The following is a 17,243-nucleotide window of genomic DNA, read 5'->3' on the forward strand; positions in this document are numbered from 1 at the left end:
ACTTTACTGAGTCTGTGGTATTTGCGGCGGGTTCAGCTGTGGGTTGGGCGATGGCGATTGTGTTATTAGCGGGATTGCGTGAGCGAATGAAGTTTCATGCTATTCCTGATGGGTTACAAGGTATTGGTATCACCTTTATTACCACAGGCTTGATGGCGCTAGGCTTTATGTCTTTTTCTGGCATCTCGCTGTAACGAGTGCTTGAGAAAGTGCAACCGCATTCTGTTTAGAAGAAGGGTTATCGGATGGAAATGGCAATAGGCATAGGCATGTTCACCTTAGTGGTGTGCCTACTGGTGATAGTAATCCTTATCGCCAAAAAGAAATTAGTGACTACCGGTGAGATCACTATCGGGATTAACGACGATGCCGAAAAAAGCATCAAGGTTGCCGCGGGCGACAAATTGCTCGGCGCGCTGGCGAGCCAAAGTATTTTTATCCCCTCGGCCTGTGGTGGCGGTGGGACCTGTGGTCAGTGCCGCGTAAAAGTCAAATCGGGCGGCGGTGATATTCTGCCGACTGAACTTGGGCATATCACTAAGAAAGAAGCCAAAGAAGGCTGTCGTCTCGCCTGTCAAGTTGCGGTGAAAACCGATATGGAACTTGAGCTAGACGAAGAAATCTTTGGGGTGAAGAAGTGGCAATGTGAGGTGATCTCAAACGATAACAAGGCCACCTTTATCAAAGAGTTATTATTAAAACTGCCCGAAGGCGAAGATGTGCATTTTAAGGCGGGCGGTTATATCCAAATTGAAGCGCCAGCCCATGTGGTGAAATACGCCGACTTCGATATTCCGGCTAAGTATCGCGGCGATTGGGAAAAATACGGCCTGTTCGATTTAGTCTCAACCGTGAATGAAGACGTGCTGCGCGCCTATTCGATGGCGAACTATCCCGATGAAAAGGGCCGCATTATGCTTAACGTGCGGATTGCCACGCCACCTTCGGCCAATGTGCCACCGGGTAAGATGTCTTCTTACATCTTTAACCTCAAGGCGGGCGATACAGTGACGATTTCGGGCCCATTCGGTGAGTTCTTTGTGAAAGAGACCGATGCGGAAATGGTCTTTATCGGTGGTGGTGCGGGTATGGCACCGATGCGCTCGCATATTTTCGATCAGCTAAAGAGCAAAAAGACCAAACGTAAGATGAGCTTCTGGTACGGCGCCCGCTCGACCCGTGAGGTGTTTTACCAACAGGATTTCGATACTCTAGCCGCCGAGAATGATAACTTTGTTTGGCATGTTGCGCTGTCGGAGCCATTACCTGAGGATAACTGGACGGGTTACACTGGCTTTATCCATAATGTGCTCTATGAGAATTATCTTAAAAATCATAAGGCACCCGAGGATTGCGAGTTCTATATGTGTGGCCCACCGATTATGAACTCCTCGGTGATTAAGATGCTCGAAAGCCTAGGGGTTGAACCAGAAAACATCCTGCTCGATGACTTTGGTGATTAGATTGTAAGTGAACAAAAAAAATCGCGTTAGGCAGAGCGAGTACAGCTGAGCCCAACGCGATTTTTGTTTATAGGGCTTTTAGTTTCTGGCTTTGATATCTAGCTAAATGATGATTTACCGCCATGGCGGCTTAAATAGCTCACCATATAAAACTCACCATGGCAAATTGTTGAGCCGCAAACGAAGGCCAAAAATTTTGGTTGGCAGATTATTGCCCTGTCTCACTATTTTTCAAAGTCAAAGTCAAAGTCAAAGTCAAAGTCGTGGGGCTTCACCCCACACCCGACCAAAAGGGGAAAAGCGCCTGTTCCCCTTTTGGAAATCCCCCTGCGTCCCTAGTGAAGTTAGATGCATTGGTGAGTGGCTTCGTGCTTATTCGAAAATCGCTAACGCTTCCGATGGTACATCCTGTACCCCGAAAGCTACGCAGACGTCCTGTCTGCGTCACGCGCTATCCTTTTAATAAAGAGTCTTCAACGCCCTTCAGCAACTTCGCAGGGGAGGTGAACTTCTGTTGACTCAGTGTAGGTTCTTAATTCCAAGAGAGTTATGCATGTCCTATATTTTGTCATGGGGCGGCCGGCTCGCACATTACCATGGCTCACCTGTTGAGCATCTGTGTAATATTTAGATTCAATAGACGATAGAATTGCCGCGAGTGCTCACTTCTATGACAATACCTGATTACTCTAAACCCCTTATAAACCTGAAATTTTGTTATATGCAATTGAAAATCTAGAAAATTTAACAATGGGTGCTTCAATAAATTAGTGCTTTGGTTTAAATGTTTTATAGTAAGATTTTATTGTATCCAGAGCATCGGAATATTCTTCGCTAACTCCTGCCTTGGATAAACCTCCAGTTTTCAATAGCTCCATGAATATGTCATTAGCGTAAAGTCCTATTTCTGAATAATAGAATCTGCGCCGATTAATATAATCATAACCGCTACCATCGCACCATTCCTGATCTGCTATCAAGCGCTCTTCTACCCGCTTTAACTTAATAGGTACCTGCCAGATTCGATGTAAGGTCATAGTCTTTACTAATCGCCAATTCACATCAAGAGAACTAAAATCAAGCTTGGGTGATGGAACTTGCGCAACATACCCATCGGTCGGATGAACTTGGCCATGATATTTTCCATCATCAAGTGTGACATAACTACATCCGATAACAAACTCCTCCAACTGAGCAGCGAGCATAATTGAAAGATAGTTAAGTTCCTTTTCTTCTCTTTTAGTCTGAAATCTGATATCTAGTAACTTGGCTCCAATACCACCAAACAGTCCTGCACCAAATAACTTAGCAAATTCCCATAGCGCCATACCAATTTGATTATCCATTAATTAAAGTCCTCAACATTCAACTTTTATCTGACAACAGCAGCCCTAATAATTTTTAATTTGTAGTTTGAAATCTGTTTAAATCTTTCTGGAATCATTTAAGTGTTTTTAGATAAGTCGTTAACCAAGTAAGAAACTTAGGAGCTTAAATCGCGTTTTAGAGACTCAAGCTCCTTAACTTGGTATTTCGATTTATAAATAATAAATCAAGCTATTTTTGTTAGTTTTTTCTTGAGCAATCCAGCAAGTTCGCGTCCTTCATTAGTCATTTCATAGGCATCTTTACCTTTATGATGCGTCTTACCATCTCGAAGAGCACTTAGGTAAAACACAATCCTAGTGAACTGTTCGAACATCTCTAGAATAGTCTTATCACTAGTCAATACTAACAAGTCTGTTTTCGCCGCACTGATATGAACTGTGCCTGCAGGGAGTGAATTACAATATTTTCGGTGTAGTGATGAGTTATAAATAATGCTTTGCCTATTAATTTCTTCATCAATGAATTTGAATACACTTTCTAACATTGGAGTGCAAATGGTTTGCTTAAACTTAAGATACTCAAGACTGCGTGCTGTGAATACACCTGCAAATAAACTAAAAATACCCGATAAATTCGAAAAAATATTCATACCCCCCCCTTGTTCATAATGGAATTGCTCGCTAGTGAAATTATATTTATAACATGCCATGTATTACACCAATTTCAAAGCATTAATTGTTAAAATTAATCATGTACTTAATATGAATTGCATAGCTGACAGCTTAGTGTGTTTATTGCATAAATAATTGCCAAGATTTAATAAAATTATTTACTGAGGTACAGGCTAAAATTAAACACACAAAGAAAGGACTGGCAGAACTCTTTTTCAAATTAACAGTTAACACTGTAATCTTTGGAGTTCACCTTCCCCTGCGAAGTTGCCGCAGGGTGTTTGACTCTTCGTTTTAAATAACATCGCGTGAGTCTCGCCATGGTTGTTCTCGTGCATCCATGTACTTCACGACATTTAGGCATCCTGCCTATCAGATGACCGGCTAGCTTTCGGACTCTCTGTTTAACGTCAAGGGGATGTACCATCGGAAGTGATAGCCATTTATCCATAAGACCAAGGCCTGCCTTTAATGCATGTAACTCCTTTAGGGGCGTCTTGACTGATGTGAAAACGATGGGCAAGGAGGATAGGACGAACAGTCCTCCTTGGTCGACTCTTGATTAAACTCTTGATTAAAAAAACAGGGGGTGAAGCCCCACGACTTTTGTTTTGCTTTTAACAAAAGTGTTGCGTATGTCCTATCTTTTGGCTGCGCCGACTGACTTATGTTGCTGGGAATGTGGAAGAAAACTGGCTTTTGAGTTATTCTAGCTATATCAAAGTAAGCAGAGTTCTAGCTATGAAAAAAGTCAAAACTACGAATGAACCTCGTAAAACTCAAGGCAATTTCGTGCCTAATATAAAGAACTTTGAGGTTAGCCTGTCGTATGAAGGTATTACGGCCAGAGACAAGCGTGTTGCTGTATCTTTAGAGTCATTGAAACTCAAATATGCAAGGTAAGTACGGTGTAAATCAGGATCACTACTGCTATGAAGGTTCTGTTGTACTGATTAATCTGCTCAACATTCGAGATTCCGATGAGCTAACTCAGGCTGAGGCTGAGTTTACCTTAATGCGATATTCAGAATACTGTAGCGATCTAGATGAGTTAGAGGATTTCGATAGCAATCATTTTCTGAGTTTACACAGGGTCTTGTTTCAAGATATTTACGAATGGGCAGGTACCATTCGTGATGTTGATATCAGTAAAGCTAATACTCGATTTTGTACTTGTAGCCGTGTAGAGCCTGAGCTTAATAAAGCCATATCACGTATTCCCCTCATCCGATTCTGTAGCAACAAGCATGAACTAGTTGTTTTGGTCGCAGATATTTTTTCTGACTTGAACGTCGTCCACCCTTTTAGGGAAGGTAACGGTCGTACTACACGCTTTTTCTTTGAAGAGCTGCTTCATGTAGCGGGTTATCGAATTGAATGGCCATTAATCACAAAAGAGGAGTGGGTCGATGCAAACATTCATGGATACTTCGGACAAATGCATAAGTTAGAAGTTATCTTCGATGCTGCCATCATAGAACCCTAGGATTTCGTTTGTTGTTCGTGAGCCACTTTGTTTGTTCCAATTACGTTAAGGATAACCTATGCGTTTAAGTGTCATCAGCACCCTGTTGACTGGTTTGTTATTATTCCCAAGTGCCAATAGTATTGCCGCATTACTAGAGACTGGTGCTGAAAAAGCGCAGGGCGTGCAAGGTGATAAGTCGATTGCCATTGAAAGCCAAACCGCATCCTCTGTCTCAAAGACGGCGGAGATTAAGACCTTAATCCAAGCCGCGATAAAGGATTCGCTGCAGCCATTTAGTGGCAGTGTCATCCTGCTTGAGCGGGGGAAACCGCAGCTTGAGCTACAAAAGGGCGAAGGTATCAGCAAAGATTCACGCTTTGTGATGGCATCGCTCTCTAAACAAATCACCGCAACCTTGATATTGCAGGCGGTCGATGCGGGGAAACTCGATTTAAATCTATCGCTTAATCATTATCTTTTTGGCGATGCTGAAGGGGATAATAAGGCGCTAAAAGGTACTGTGGCCGGGGCAAATTCAAGTGCGGATGCACTTAATCCCAGTCGATATGACGAGCGGATTACGCTGCACCAACTGCTGACGCATACATCGGGTGTCGATAAACTGGGTAAGGCCAATCGCTTTGAGCCCGGAAGCCAATTTGAATACTCTAACTTCGGTTATTCACTTTTAGGGCAAGTGCTTGAGAAGGTCAATCACCAATCCTTTGCCGAGCAAGTGGCGCAGTTTGCAACGCGATACCAGCTTAATGGCTTGAGTGCTGAGCTTGGCAGTATTGCGGTGATTCATGCCAAAGAGCCTCCACTCGCCTTGGGTTTACAGGAAAGCGAGGTGATTGCCCCCTCTGACTTAGTGCTTGATGAAGCTTTGTTGCCCGCGGGGGGATTAATTGCTTCTGCGCCAGCTTATGCCGCCTTTCAGTATCAATTACATTCTGGCAAGTTGATGAGCGCAAAGAGTTATCAACGTATGACAACGGCGTATACCGAGATCCAATTCTTATGGCCGAATATGCGCTATGGCTACGGGGTGAGGATCAATAAGGACTATGGCCTCGTCGAATACAGTCATACGGGCTATTTATCTGGTTATATGTCGATGACACTGCATTATCCCGAATTTAATTTGGATCTGGTGATGCTGGAAAATCTATCGCTAAATCTTAATGATCGCGCTCGAGTATTTGAACTGCATAATCAGATACGTCAAATCATCCGTAGCCAGTTACTGCTTGCTAAAGCCTCTAATGTTTAAACCTTAAGGCTTGCCATTATGGGCCAATAGGCGGCTAAGTCTGCGGCTGTGAGTCTCGAAAGCATAAAGCCCCAACGTTGGGGCTTTATTCGTTGTGTTCATGGCAGCCAAGGTGCTAACCGCTACCAAAAACGTTTTCTTAGCGCGGTCTCGATATCAATCTCAACCTTAAAGTACCGCAAAATCGTCCAGACAGAATCGACTAAGGCTTCGGTAAGTGCAGGATAATCATCCTCGATAATCCCGTTAATTTCTTCGACGGTTTCATCGATATATTCCTGAACACCTTCCTCAAATTCGGCCTTAGTCGCTTGATTGCGGAAAAAGCTAAAGTGGTCGAGCTTTTCAATCAATTGATCGATGAGGGCTCTCACCGAATCGAATTGCTCAACTGTGATCGTGGGATCGGTAGCGATCAGTTTAAAAAAGCTCTGTACTTTGGTTTTGAGATCCAGCAGCGTTGGAATTTGCCCTCGGTTTGCCGCCGCATTACTCACCTCTAATCGGATTTGTTTGACGGACGCAGGTGTGACATTCACCCCAGACGCTTGTGGATTAGCCGTTATCGGATCGGCATTGCTCGAAGCTGTTGTCGGTACTTCACTATTATGGGATAGATTAGTATGGGATAGACTTGCTGATACTGGCGGTATCTCGCGCTCCAGTGTTTGCAGCAGGCGACGGCTGAAATAGCTTTCTGGCTCCGCCACTTCGAGTGCTCGCTCAAGCTGAGTTTCGCTATAGGGCACGAGTTGCAGCAGCGCTTCGAAAATCTCCTTATATTCCAGCTCAATTGCCGCGACCAGCGGGCTATTGCCGCGGCAGTTCTCAGTCGTTAAGTCGGCGCCATATTGCTGCAATAGCCTTAAGATCCGCACCGCTGTGGATTCAAAACGAGGAAACTCGATTGAACTGCCACCCATCACGGCGCAAAGGGCGGGGGTGGTATCTTCAGCATTGATGGCATTAGGGTTTGCGCCATGTTCGAGTAGGGCTTCTATGCAGGACTGCGCGCCGTAGTAACAGGCGCACATGAGTGGCGTAAATTGCTCATCGACTGAGAATTCTTCAATTTTAGCTCCGTGGCGCAGTAAGAGTTCCACAGTATTGCGGCGCATGGGGCCAGTGATTTGATCCCACCAGTAGGTCGAAATCGCCTTGTGCAGAATAGGCGAATTATCGTGGCCGCAATGGGTAAAAATATCCCCGCCTTGATTAATAAGCCATTCAAGTACTTGGGTTCGACAGGAGATAGCCGCCGCAGACACATAGTTAGTGTTGTAGATATTGGTGAGGCTTAAATCCAGTCCCTTAGTGAGCAGATATTCCATCACTTGGATAAGCGTGGCTTGATCTTCTTTACCCGAACCACGCTGGCAGATAGTCAGTAAGCTTGGTTCATCCACAGCGCCAAATTTTTTATTGATATCCAGGCCATATTGCAGGAACAGATCGAGAAACTCGGGTAAAAAGGTTTTGTTTTCGACCATTGGATAAACCAATAGTCGCAAGTTCGACCAGGCTAACATTTCATAGGGTTTACCCGTATTCATAAATTCGGCATTTGGATTAGCCCCATATTTGAGTAACAGTTCAAGGGCTTGATAGATATAAGGCCGTTTATTCACATCGGTAAATGGGGCGTTATCAATAAATTGATTGAGCACGGGGGAATGATCGGCGTCGGGCGGTGTCATCCTATAGATGCGATTGATATCGACGGTGACCTTAAGCAGTTTCTCGATAATTCTAAGGTCAAATTCTGAGGTCAATGCCGCATAGACCAAACTTTTGGCGTGGGAGTCTGCTTTGAGCTGCGGATAATGGTCTAGCAGATATTCAGTGTATTCCTGTGCTTTGGCGTAAACGCACAGTTCTAATAGATTCGCATCATCCCAAAAGCTATTGTCATTCGCCATAATATAGCGTGACTTTTTAAAGTGAGGAAAGCGTTTCACTAAAGGTGAAAAGGCTTCAATCCCCCAAAAATCGCTCGAAGTAATAATATTTTCAATCAGGCTTAATTCACCAATATCCAGTGGAATGTCTTTATTAATGATATGCAGAAACAGATCTTTATTTCGCTCATCGACTAATATTTCTAACGGATGATTTAGCTCTCCATTAGTCCAAAAACTCACCGATTTATTGATGTCTAAATGGCCCTCAAATAAACAATCCAGCATATGTCTACGTTGATGATCCTGATAGATATACTGCGGATTAGGGTGAAATAAATAGTTCAGCCAGCAATTATTGTATTGATTTTGGTAGTAAAGATTGGCACCGGATGCAAGGTAAAGTTTAACCAGCTCAGGATTGTTATATTCGATAGCAGAATGTAAGGCACTGAAACCATTGCATTCAATCTGTGCGCCTTTCTCGAGTAGATACTGGATAAGCGCTAAATCCGACTCTGGGCTGCGGGAAAGCGGGACTAAGACATTACAGGGGGAGATATTAGGGTCAATAAAATTGAGATCCCCACCGTTAGCGAGGTATTTCTCAATTCTTTGTATTTTCTTGGGTGTCGAAAGTGCCGAGTCTAAACAAATATCGCGTAGTGTGAGTTTACTATCACTAAAAATCCAATTTAGCATAATGTTCCCTATTCAATGCCATTAACAAAATAGTATCAATCTCTTTTCAATTAATTCATTTTGATAAAGTGAACTTGCCTATATTTTAATGCATTTAGTGACAGGAAAACTATGCTTTAAGACTGATAATTAAGGTCACATTCTATTTATAAAAAGCAGTAAGAAACCCATAAATGGCGATATGGGTTTGGCACTGTGAGGGATAGGTTTAGCTTTATGCTGGCTTAAGGTTCAATAACATGGGGATTTCGCAGGCATCGTGTCCTGTGCTACCCAGCGGCGCCGAAAGGTGGATAAAACCTAATTTTTCATAGAGTTTTATCGCTTCATTTAGCACGGCTGTGGTTTCTAAATAACAACTTTGGTAACCCGCTTCTCGGGCAAAATCCAGTGCCATCAGTGCCACACGTTTAGCGAGTCCCTTGCCGCGGATTTCTGGCATAAAATACATCTTTTGCAGTTCACACACGCCGTCGTTATTTGCCAGTGGAGCAATGCCGGCACCGCCGAGGACGCGCCCCTCAACTTCTATCACCCAATAATGGGCGCCCGTTTGCGAATAAATCTGGCTGAGACAATCTAAGGTGGGATCGGCCACGCTATAGCCTTTATCTGCGGTTAAACCGTATTCGGCCGAGACGGCGCGGATCACTTGAGCAATCGCGGCATCATCTTCGGCTATGGCTTGGCGGATAAGGCAGCCATTTTGCTGCTTGGCATTATGAATCGCTTGGTTATACAACATCAGTGCTTGCTCTATTTGCTGGGTTTGTGTCGGAGTGAGTTGGGCTAAGATATCTTGAAATAGCCGATTTTGCTGGGTATCTAACTTAGCTAATAATTTTTTGCCGGCAGTCGTGATCTGCACAACCAAACAGCGGTTATCCCTAGGATGAATTTGACTCTGGGCGAGCTTTTTTTCGACCAGATGGCTAATCGCTCGACTGGCATTGGATTTATCTATGCTGAGTCTATAGGCGAGTTCTTTAATCGTCTGCGGCTGGCGACCAATTTCAAATAATGCATGGGCTTGCACCGGTGAAAGGGGTAAATCACCAAAGGCGGCATTAAGCATGCCTAAATGTCTTACCATTGAACGGGATAGCTGTCTAAGTTGGCTGGAAGAGCAAGCCGTGTTTGTTATCATTTCCGGTAAATCTGTTGTCATTTGCGCCATAGTAAAACCAGTGTGTACAGTGGGAGTAGCATAGTGTGCGTTTGGTTTGAATGGACTTAGTTGTAAGTCACAACTAAGTTAGCGGGCTTTAATTGTGCTTGCAACATCTGATTAACAAAAATTATCCGTAAATATCGGGATTTAATAGTGGAGCCATGGCAAGAATAATCGCCTGGGTGTAATTGCTCTCACGGGTCGCATGCCCGTGGGTCAGTAAACCTATGGCGCCGCCTTTTTGCTTAATATTGACGGTATTAAATAGCCTATCCATCACATGCCCAAGCTCTTCACCCGCTTTTAATGCCCGATAAACCTGCATTGGCAAAGGCAAAATCGCGCTACGGCCAATGGCAAGTTGGTCTTTATGACCGATGGCAATATAGGCGAAAGTGGCGGGGCCAAAGTCGAAGCAATCGACGCCACCCTCCATCGCAAAATAGTAGTCGGCCTCCACATGCTGCTGGCAATAGTTAACCCGATTGATGGCGCCTTGACGGGTATCGTGATCTGTCATGGGCTGTGCGGGGACGCCAGAAGGTGCGTCCATGCCCTGAGTTTGGATCTCATATTCTGGGAATAGCTGTGCCATCGCTTTGGCTGCGGCATTGATTTTGACTGGGTTTTTAGAGCCCACAACAATCTTGATAATGTTTTGTTGCATATAAGTTATTTATTTCTGGTTTTAATGTAGACGCTCGTTTGAATCATTGCTTAAATGGTCTGAGGTGTCTAAGCGTTTGGGTTTTCTATTTTGCCACAGTCGGCGGCGAAGCTCAGTAAAAATGCCCATGCTCGGGAGGAAATAGCCAGCCTTAGGGACTAGGAAGCGACATGTGATTATTGCTCCTTCAGTAAGTTGGGCGGGGTAGGCTGTAAGGTTATATGTCACGCAATTGAAGGAACCAAACCAAGAGATAATAATAATGAAATTCAACAAACTCGTGATCGCTATGGGGATCGCCTGCGGAGTAATGCTCTCAGGTTGTAATGATAGCGAAGATAGCTCTACACCGACTGAACCTGAAAATAAACTGCAAACCTTTGCTCCCAATGGCCTGCTTAAAGCCAGCATTCGCCGAACCACCTATGGTGTGCCACACATTCAAGCCGATAACTTAGAAAGCTTAGGATTTGGTAGTGGCTATGCACAGGCGCAGGATAACCTGTGTGTACTGGCCGATGGCTTTATTAAAGCCAACTCCCAACGCTCTATGTACTTTGGCCCCCACGCGTCGATTGATTTCACCACGGGCCAACCCACAGCTGAGGATAATGGCAACTTAATCTCGGACTTTGGCTATAAGGCCTTAAAGATTAGGGAGCAAGCCGAAGCTAAGTGGCCACAGTTTAGTGAAAACTCCCGGGCGCTGATCCAAGGTTTTGCCGCTGGCTATAACCAATACCTGAGTGATGTTGAAGCGGGTAAACAGACGGCGGAACCTTTCTGTAACGGCCAGCCTTGGGTCAAACCCATAGTGGCAGAGGATGTAGTTACTTATCTGTTTTCTATTGCTTTATTACCCGGTGCGGCTAACTTCCTCGATTTGATTTTCTACGCTAACCCTGGGGATGCGCAGGAATATATGCCGCGCATCGTCGGGCCTGCCCCAAGTCAAGCGCAAACTGCCTTTGTTGCGGATATGCAGTCTAAGTTACTGGCCCGCGCGGCTCGTATCACGACGCCAGAGACCAATCCCCGTGATCTTGGTTCAAACGGTTGGGGTTTAGGTAAGGATAAAACCGAAAACGGCAAAGGTATGGTGCTGGGCAATCCCCATTTCCCCCACACGGGGAACCTGCGTTTCTGGCAGTCCCATATCACTATTCCTGGTCATTTAGATATGATGGGTGGCTCACTTGTGGGTATGCCAGGACCGATTAATATCGGTTTTAACAAAGACTTAGCTTGGACGCATACCTTCTCAACCGCCGAACATTTTATCATGTATAACCTAGAGTTAGTCTCGGGCGATCGCATGCAGTATCTGTTCGATGGTCAGTCCATGCCGATCACTAAAGAAACGGTATCTATTCTGGTTAACGCGGGTCCTGCGGGCATGTTAGTGGCAGAGAAGGATATTTATACTACGGCGAAAGGTCCTATGGTGGAGGCGCCACCAACCCTCGCGCCCTTTGGTTGGGATGATGGCAGTGCCTTTATGATCCAAGATGCCAATATGGCGACTATGGATCCTGTGGATCACTGGCTCGCCATGAATATGGCGACCAATAAAACCGAGTTCCAACAGGCGTTTAAGGACTATGACGGGGTTATTTTCAATAACACTATGTATGCCGATAAAGAGGGCAATGCCTTTTATATCGACGACTCAACCGTGCCAGGGCTCTCGGAATCGGCAGTCGTGGTGTTGAAGACTTCGCCCGAGATTAAGGCGGCTAAGGCGCAGGCCGGATTTACCATTCTCCCCGGTAATACTTCGTTATTTAGCTTTAGTGGTCCAACACCCTACGAGCGAGCACCAAAACTTGAACGGGCTGACTTTGTGCAAAACTCCAATGATTCCTTCTGGTCGACTAACCTGAATGAGCCGCTGACTTACTTCTCACCCATGTATGGTGAAGAAGCGGGGCAGCTATCACTGCGCACTCGTATGGGACTCACCCTAATGCAGGACGGCGCGGGGGCTGATGGCAAGTTCAATCTGGAAGAGTTGGAAGCCGCGGTATTATCCAATCGCAGTTATTTAGCCGAATTGGTGTTGCCAGAGTTGATTGCCCAGTGTGATGCACAGGGCAGCACGCCTGTGGTGGTGTCGGCGGGTTTATCTAAGGATATCACTTCGGCTTGCGCGGCGTTAAAGGCGTGGAATGGTAAGCAAGATAACGATAGCAAAGGCGGCGCCTTACTGCGTGAGTTTGCCCATCAATTTAGCCAAGCGACTATGCTAACCCAAGGGTTCGATGCCGCCAATGCAGCGACAACCCCTAATACGCTCACCACCGATGGCAGTGCATTAGTGGCACTTGCCCATGCGGCGCTGGATCTGGAAGCCGCTGGTTTTGCCTTAGATGCACCGTTGGGTGAGGTGCAGTTTGTCGAGAAGTCACTCCCCGATGGTAGCGCCAGCGGTGCCCGTTTACCTTGGCCGGGGAGCCATAATGCCGAAGGTGGCTTCAATGTGTTTTCCACCAGTTTATCCGGTGATGACACTTTAATCCCGCAGCATAAATATGCCCCAGTGATGGATGTCGTCACGGGCAAGGCAATGGCTTCAGGTATGACGGCGAAGGGATATCAAGTGCGTTATGGCTCTAGCTGGATGATGGCGGTGAGTTTTACCGACGATGGTCCAGTGGCGAGGGGGATTTTAACTTACTCCGAGTCGAGCAATATTCTGACGCCAGAGTTTACCGATCAAAGCCTCCTATACTCAGATGCGAAGAGCTTCCGTCCCCTGTTATTTAAGGAGGCCGATATAGCGCCAGCCGTAGTGTCGACGACCGAGTTAAGTCTGCAAAAACCTTAACCTACGGCTCAACTTAACCAGACAAAAGGCCCATTAAATTGGGCCTTTTTTATGGGAATTTTGGCGCCCAGCAATGTAGCAAGTTGTGAAAATTTAACAATTGACGGGGTGATTTAGTTCAATGTTTTGTAGGCACTTGCGGATGAATGGTCGGTTTTTGAGTTTTTTGGGATCTCAATCCGTTTCGGCGTTTTTATCGACGGATATGGGATGTCTCAATCTAGGGTCTATGGTGAATTTATTGTGTTTTTCTGGTGTTTTTGTGTGATCTTTTTGATGCTGTTTTGAAAATTTATTACGTATAATCATAGATCTAGATCCCAATACTGGCTTAACTTGAAATTCTCTTACTTAAAATGGTGTCAGATCAACTTTTGAGGGCGCTTTTTGGTTATCCTTACCGCGAATTTTTTATGCTAGTCACACCGTAAGGTAACTTTTATATGCAAAAAGATGCGACCAGTGTTCTTGGAACACCCCAAAGCACGCAGGAACAGGACACAACAAGAGGTTTATCTTGGACACGCCAAGACACCACTTGGATGCTGAGTTTATTTGGTACCGCAGTCGGTGCTGGTATTTTGTTTCTACCGATTAATGCGGGTATGGGCGGTTTTTGGCCGCTAGTGCTTATGGCTGCGATTATCGGACCTATGACCTATTTAGCCCACCGTGGCCTTTCGCGGTTTGTGTGTTCATCGAGTATTCCTGGCAGTGATATTACCCAAGTTGTAGAAGAACATTTTGGCATTGGCGCGGGCAAAGCCATTACCTTGCTGTACTTCTTTGCCATTTATCCCATAGTGTTAATCTATGGTGTGGGTATTACCAATACGGTTGATAGTTTTATTGTGAACCAATTGGGCATGGCCTCACCGCCGCGTTTTCTGCTCTCTGGCGTACTGATCCTCGGGATGATGGCGGTGATGGTGGCGGGCGAGAAGTTTATGCTCAAAGTGACCCAGCTACTGGTCTATCCGCTGGTGGGTATTTTGGCATTTATGTCGATTTATTTAATTCCAGAATGGAAAATGGATGCGCTGCAGGTCGTGCCGGAAGCGGGCGCATTTTTAGGCACAGTATGGTTAACCATTCCGGTATTAGTGTTCGCCTTTAACCATTCTCCAGCAATTTCACAATTTTCAGTTTCCCTAAAACGTGATCATGGGGCAAATGCGGCCCGTAAGGCGGATGTGATTTTACGCAATACCTCCATGATGTTAGTCGGCTTTGTGATGTTATTCGTGTTCTCCTGTGTATTGTCCCTATCACCGGAGCAACTCGCCGATGCGAAAGCGCAAAATCTGCCAATTCTGTCTTACCTAGCAAACGTACATAATAGTGGTTTTGTGAGCTATTTTGGCCCGCTGATCGCCTTTATTGCGATTGTTTCTTCTTTCTTTGGTCATTATATGGGGGCGACCGAAGGGATGAAGGGCATTATTGTTAAGCAGCTACGCTCTAGCAATAAAACGATCCCAGAGCAAAAAATTAACAAGTTTATTCTGGTATTTATGTTTGCGACTATCTGGGCCGTTGCCATTAAAAATCCTAGCATTCTTGGGATGATCGAGGCGCTCGGTGGGCCAATTATTGCGGCGATTCTGTACTTAATGCCTATGTATGCTGTGTACAAAGTACCAGCGTTAAAGGCTTACCGTGGCCGGATCAGCAATATTTTTGTGGTGATTGCGGGTCTGTTGGCCATGACGGCAATTCTGTTTGGTTTCTTCCGTTAGTTTGGGTCTTTAGCCGTAAAAAAACAGGATCTTGCCATAGGCTCGATCCTGTTTTTTTATAGATAAGGTTTTGAATAAATTATTTTTCTTCGTACATCAGGTAGTAGCTTTGCTTCATCCCCAGTGCCTGGTAAGTTTGCTGAGCGGCGGTATTTTCTTGCTCCACATAGAGACGGAAACTGGCGGCGCCGCCATTAAGCTCGGCTAAGTGCTTAACTTCGTTATAGAGCTTGCCATAAATCCCCTGACGGCGATTTTGTGGGCGAATATACACGCTTTGGATCCAGTAATAATCCTTGGCGCGCCAGTCACTCCATTCGAAGGTAACCATCAGCGAACCGACAATGTCGCCATCAATTTCGGCTACCAGATAAAAGCCTTTTTCTGGGTGATTCAGTAGGGCATTAACGCCTTTAATCAGGGTCGTTTCGTCTAAGGCGAGACCTTCGGTTTCCTGCGCCATTGCCTGATTAAATTGTACTAAGGCGGCGAGATCCTGCGCTTTAGCTTTACGGATCAACATATAACAACTCCTTGGCGGTTATTCGACAATACCGCTCTTGTTGGGTAGGGAATTTAGGCGGCTCACTTTAGCATGGAACACACAGGGATAACGAGTGGGGTGAGGTTTTGCCTTGAGTTGCAGTTTTTAATGGTGAAACTTTGTACGACTAAAGTCTAATCTGCTAGGCTTGTATTAGGTTTTTCTACCTTAAATTCAGTGAGCCTATTATGGGATTCGTTAAGTCTAACCGTCTCTTTAAGCCAAGATTTTTGCAGGTCTACGATGCCAAAAAAGATAAGCAAATTCGTCATGGATTGCATTTTATTTTAACCTTACTGACGTTTGGGTTATGGGGCCTAGTTTGGTGGTGGCTGATCCTCAAGTCACAGGGGGGATCCGAGTCACTCTTTAGCGGCTTCGATGATGACTACTGGAGTTATTTAATCGAGCGTGAGCAACCTCCGGCCGCGCTTTATCGCCAACAAATTGCCCCGCCAGCGAATACGGGATATTTTGAGGCTTAGGAGGCTTGTTCCCATCGTCTTTAGGGTATTTTGCAGCGGTTGACATCAACGTGATACAGATCATCCTTAGATTTTTATTCCTTATGCTAGACTCGGCGGTTAGCTAATTTAGAGGCTTAAACTAGCACCGCCAAGGATGAGGCTCGCCATATCATTATCAAAAACTCAAGGTTAAAAACATGTCAAAACAGAGGTCATCAGCGTTAGGCCGTGCTTGGTCTTTTTGGATGTCAGTGCCGCTATGGCTACAAATTTTTGTCGGTATGGTGTTAGGTATTACCGCTGGAGTCGTGCTCGGTGAGCAGGCAACCTACTTAAAACCTATAGGCACGCTCTTCGTCAATACCATTAAGATGCTGATTGTGCCTTTGGTATTTTGTTCGTTAATTGTCGGCGTGACTTCGATGGAAGACACCGCCAAGATGGGGCGGATCGGCTTTAAATCCTTTGCATTTTATCTCTGTACTACAGCGATTGCGATAAGCCTTGGTTTAGTGGTGGGCTATGTTATTCAGCCCGGCGCTGGCGTGCCGTTATTACACCATGATGCGGTGCAGACAGTGAAGGAAGCCCCTTCGGTGATGCAAACCCTGATCGACATAGTGCCAACCAATCCAGTTGCGGCTTTAGCCAGTGGTCAGATCCTACAAGTGATTGTATTCGCCGTGGCTTTGGGCATTGCTTTGGTACTGATTGGCGACCATGGCAAACCTGCGGTCAAAGTGTTTGAGAGCTTAGCCGAGGCCATGTACAAGCTGACCGATATGGTGATGAAACTCGCCCCCTACGGCGTATTTGGTCTAATGGCATGGGTCGCGGGAGAATATGGCATTGAGATGTTATGGCCGCTGATTAAGGTGATTATTGCGGTGTACCTTGGCTGTATTATTCATGTTTTAGGCTTTTACAGCATAGTGTTACGTGTATTTGCTAAGCTGGATCCTTTGCAGTTCTTTAAGGGGATTAGTAATGCTATGGCGGTGGCTTTCACTACCTCAAGCTCGGC

General features: G+C 45.4%; 14 protein-coding genes. 8 read left to right on the forward strand and 6 right to left on the reverse strand.

Going from position 1 to position 17,243, the window contains the following annotated elements; genetic code table 11:
• The coding region (locus COW15_RS08405) for an Rnf-Nqr domain containing protein (RefSeq protein ID WP_293631740.1) at positions 1-194 on the forward strand (194 nt) is incomplete at its 5' end.
• 51 nt (positions 195-245) lie between these two features.
• Positions 246-1,463, forward strand: coding sequence for an NADH:ubiquinone reductase (Na(+)-transporting) subunit F (nqrF, locus tag COW15_RS08410; RefSeq protein ID WP_293631741.1), 1,218 nt, complete (start codon positions 246-248; stop codon positions 1,461-1,463).
• Positions 1,464-2,230: 767 nt separating this feature from the next.
• On the opposite strand, the gene COW15_RS08415 is transcribed toward nqrF, so the two are convergent.
• The gene (locus COW15_RS08415) at positions 2,231-2,809 is read right to left on the reverse strand and encodes a hypothetical protein (RefSeq protein WP_293631742.1); all 579 of its coding nucleotides are present in this window, start codon (positions 2,807-2,809) and stop codon (positions 2,231-2,233) included.
• Positions 2,810-3,015: 206 nt separating this feature from the next.
• The gene (locus COW15_RS08420) at positions 3,016-3,441 is read right to left on the reverse strand and encodes a hypothetical protein (protein ID WP_293631743.1); all 426 of its coding nucleotides are present in this window, start codon (positions 3,439-3,441) and stop codon (positions 3,016-3,018) included.
• Positions 3,442-4,355: 914 nt separating this feature from the next.
• On the opposite strand from COW15_RS08420, the gene COW15_RS08425 reads away from it, so the two are divergent.
• Positions 4,356-4,949, forward strand: a complete 594-nt coding sequence (locus tag COW15_RS08425; RefSeq protein ID WP_293631744.1) for a Fic family protein — start codon at positions 4,356-4,358, stop codon at positions 4,947-4,949.
• Between the two features lie 58 nt (positions 4,950-5,007).
• Positions 5,008-6,204, forward strand: coding sequence for a serine hydrolase domain-containing protein (locus tag COW15_RS08430; protein WP_293631745.1), 1,197 nt, complete (start codon positions 5,008-5,010; stop codon positions 6,202-6,204).
• Between the two features lie 122 nt (positions 6,205-6,326).
• Here COW15_RS08430 and COW15_RS08435 read toward each other — a convergent pair whose 3' ends face one another.
• From COW15_RS08435 to yjjX, 3 genes are all read right to left on the reverse strand, one after another.
• Positions 6,327-8,804: an ankyrin repeat domain-containing protein gene (locus COW15_RS08435; protein ID WP_293631746.1), complete on the reverse strand. Its 2,478-nt coding sequence runs from the start codon at positions 8,802-8,804 to the stop codon at positions 6,327-6,329.
• 214 nt (positions 8,805-9,018) lie between these two features.
• Positions 9,019-9,981, reverse strand: coding sequence for a bifunctional helix-turn-helix transcriptional regulator/GNAT family N-acetyltransferase (locus COW15_RS08440; RefSeq protein ID WP_293631747.1), 963 nt, complete (start codon positions 9,979-9,981; stop codon positions 9,019-9,021).
• A gap of 121 nt (positions 9,982-10,102) precedes the next feature.
• The gene (gene yjjX, locus COW15_RS08445; protein ID WP_293631748.1) at positions 10,103-10,642 is read right to left on the reverse strand and encodes an inosine/xanthosine triphosphatase; all 540 of its coding nucleotides are present in this window, start codon (positions 10,640-10,642) and stop codon (positions 10,103-10,105) included.
• 262 nt (positions 10,643-10,904) lie between these two features.
• On the opposite strand from yjjX, the gene COW15_RS08450 reads away from it, so the two are divergent.
• Both COW15_RS08450 and COW15_RS08455 read left to right on the forward strand, forming a co-directional pair.
• Positions 10,905-13,469 carry an acylase gene (locus tag COW15_RS08450; protein ID WP_293631749.1) on the forward strand — a complete coding sequence of 855 codons (2,565 nt, stop codon included), beginning with the start codon at positions 10,905-10,907 and terminating at the stop codon, positions 13,467-13,469.
• A 443-nt stretch (positions 13,470-13,912) separates the two neighbouring features.
• Positions 13,913-15,208, forward strand: a complete 1,296-nt coding sequence (locus COW15_RS08455; RefSeq protein WP_293631750.1) for a serine/threonine transporter — start codon at positions 13,913-13,915, stop codon at positions 15,206-15,208.
• Positions 15,209-15,287: 79 nt separating this feature from the next.
• Here COW15_RS08455 and COW15_RS08460 read toward each other — a convergent pair whose 3' ends face one another.
• A complete protein-coding gene (locus tag COW15_RS08460) occupies positions 15,288-15,731 on the reverse strand; it encodes a GNAT family N-acetyltransferase (protein ID WP_293631751.1) in 444 nt (147 codons plus the stop codon).
• 209 nt (positions 15,732-15,940) lie between these two features.
• Here COW15_RS08460 and COW15_RS08465 point away from each other — a divergent pair, with 209 nt between their 5' ends.
• Positions 15,941-16,237, forward strand: coding sequence for a hypothetical protein (locus COW15_RS08465; protein ID WP_293631752.1), 297 nt, complete (start codon positions 15,941-15,943; stop codon positions 16,235-16,237).
• 179 nt (positions 16,238-16,416) lie between these two features.
• Positions 16,417-17,243, forward strand: an 827-nt coding sequence (locus COW15_RS08470) for a dicarboxylate/amino acid:cation symporter (protein ID WP_293631764.1), incomplete at its 3' end; no start/stop codon positions are given.

The organism is Shewanella sp. CG12_big_fil_rev_8_21_14_0_65_47_15 (assembly GCF_002783505.1).
Taxonomy (GTDB): Bacteria; Pseudomonadota; Gammaproteobacteria; order Enterobacterales; family Shewanellaceae; genus Shewanella.

Bases quoted from the DNA above. Each gene is read 5' to 3' on its own strand.
- nqrF (WP_293631741.1), top strand. From the start codon at position 246: ATGGAAATGGCAATAGGCATAGGCATGTTCACCTTAGTGGTGTGCCTA.
- COW15_RS08415 (WP_293631742.1), bottom strand. From the start codon at position 2,809: ATGGATAATCAAATTGGTATGGCGCTATGGGAATTTGCTAAGTTATTT.
- COW15_RS08420 (WP_293631743.1), bottom strand. From the start codon at position 3,441: ATGAATATTTTTTCGAATTTATCGGGTATTTTTAGTTTATTTGCAGGT.
- COW15_RS08425 (WP_293631744.1), top strand. From the start codon at position 4,356: ATGCAAGGTAAGTACGGTGTAAATCAGGATCACTACTGCTATGAAGGT.
- COW15_RS08430 (WP_293631745.1), top strand. From the start codon at position 5,008: ATGCGTTTAAGTGTCATCAGCACCCTGTTGACTGGTTTGTTATTATTC.
- COW15_RS08435 (WP_293631746.1), bottom strand. From the start codon at position 8,804: ATGCTAAATTGGATTTTTAGTGATAGTAAACTCACACTACGCGATATT.
- COW15_RS08440 (WP_293631747.1), bottom strand. From the start codon at position 9,981: ATGGCGCAAATGACAACAGATTTACCGGAAATGATAACAAACACGGCT.
- yjjX (WP_293631748.1), bottom strand. From the start codon at position 10,642: ATGCAACAAAACATTATCAAGATTGTTGTGGGCTCTAAAAACCCAGTC.
- COW15_RS08450 (WP_293631749.1), top strand. From the start codon at position 10,905: ATGAAATTCAACAAACTCGTGATCGCTATGGGGATCGCCTGCGGAGTA.
- COW15_RS08455 (WP_293631750.1), top strand. From the start codon at position 13,913: ATGCAAAAAGATGCGACCAGTGTTCTTGGAACACCCCAAAGCACGCAG.
- COW15_RS08460 (WP_293631751.1), bottom strand. From the start codon at position 15,731: ATGTTGATCCGTAAAGCTAAAGCGCAGGATCTCGCCGCCTTAGTACAA.
- COW15_RS08465 (WP_293631752.1), top strand. From the start codon at position 15,941: ATGGGATTCGTTAAGTCTAACCGTCTCTTTAAGCCAAGATTTTTGCAG.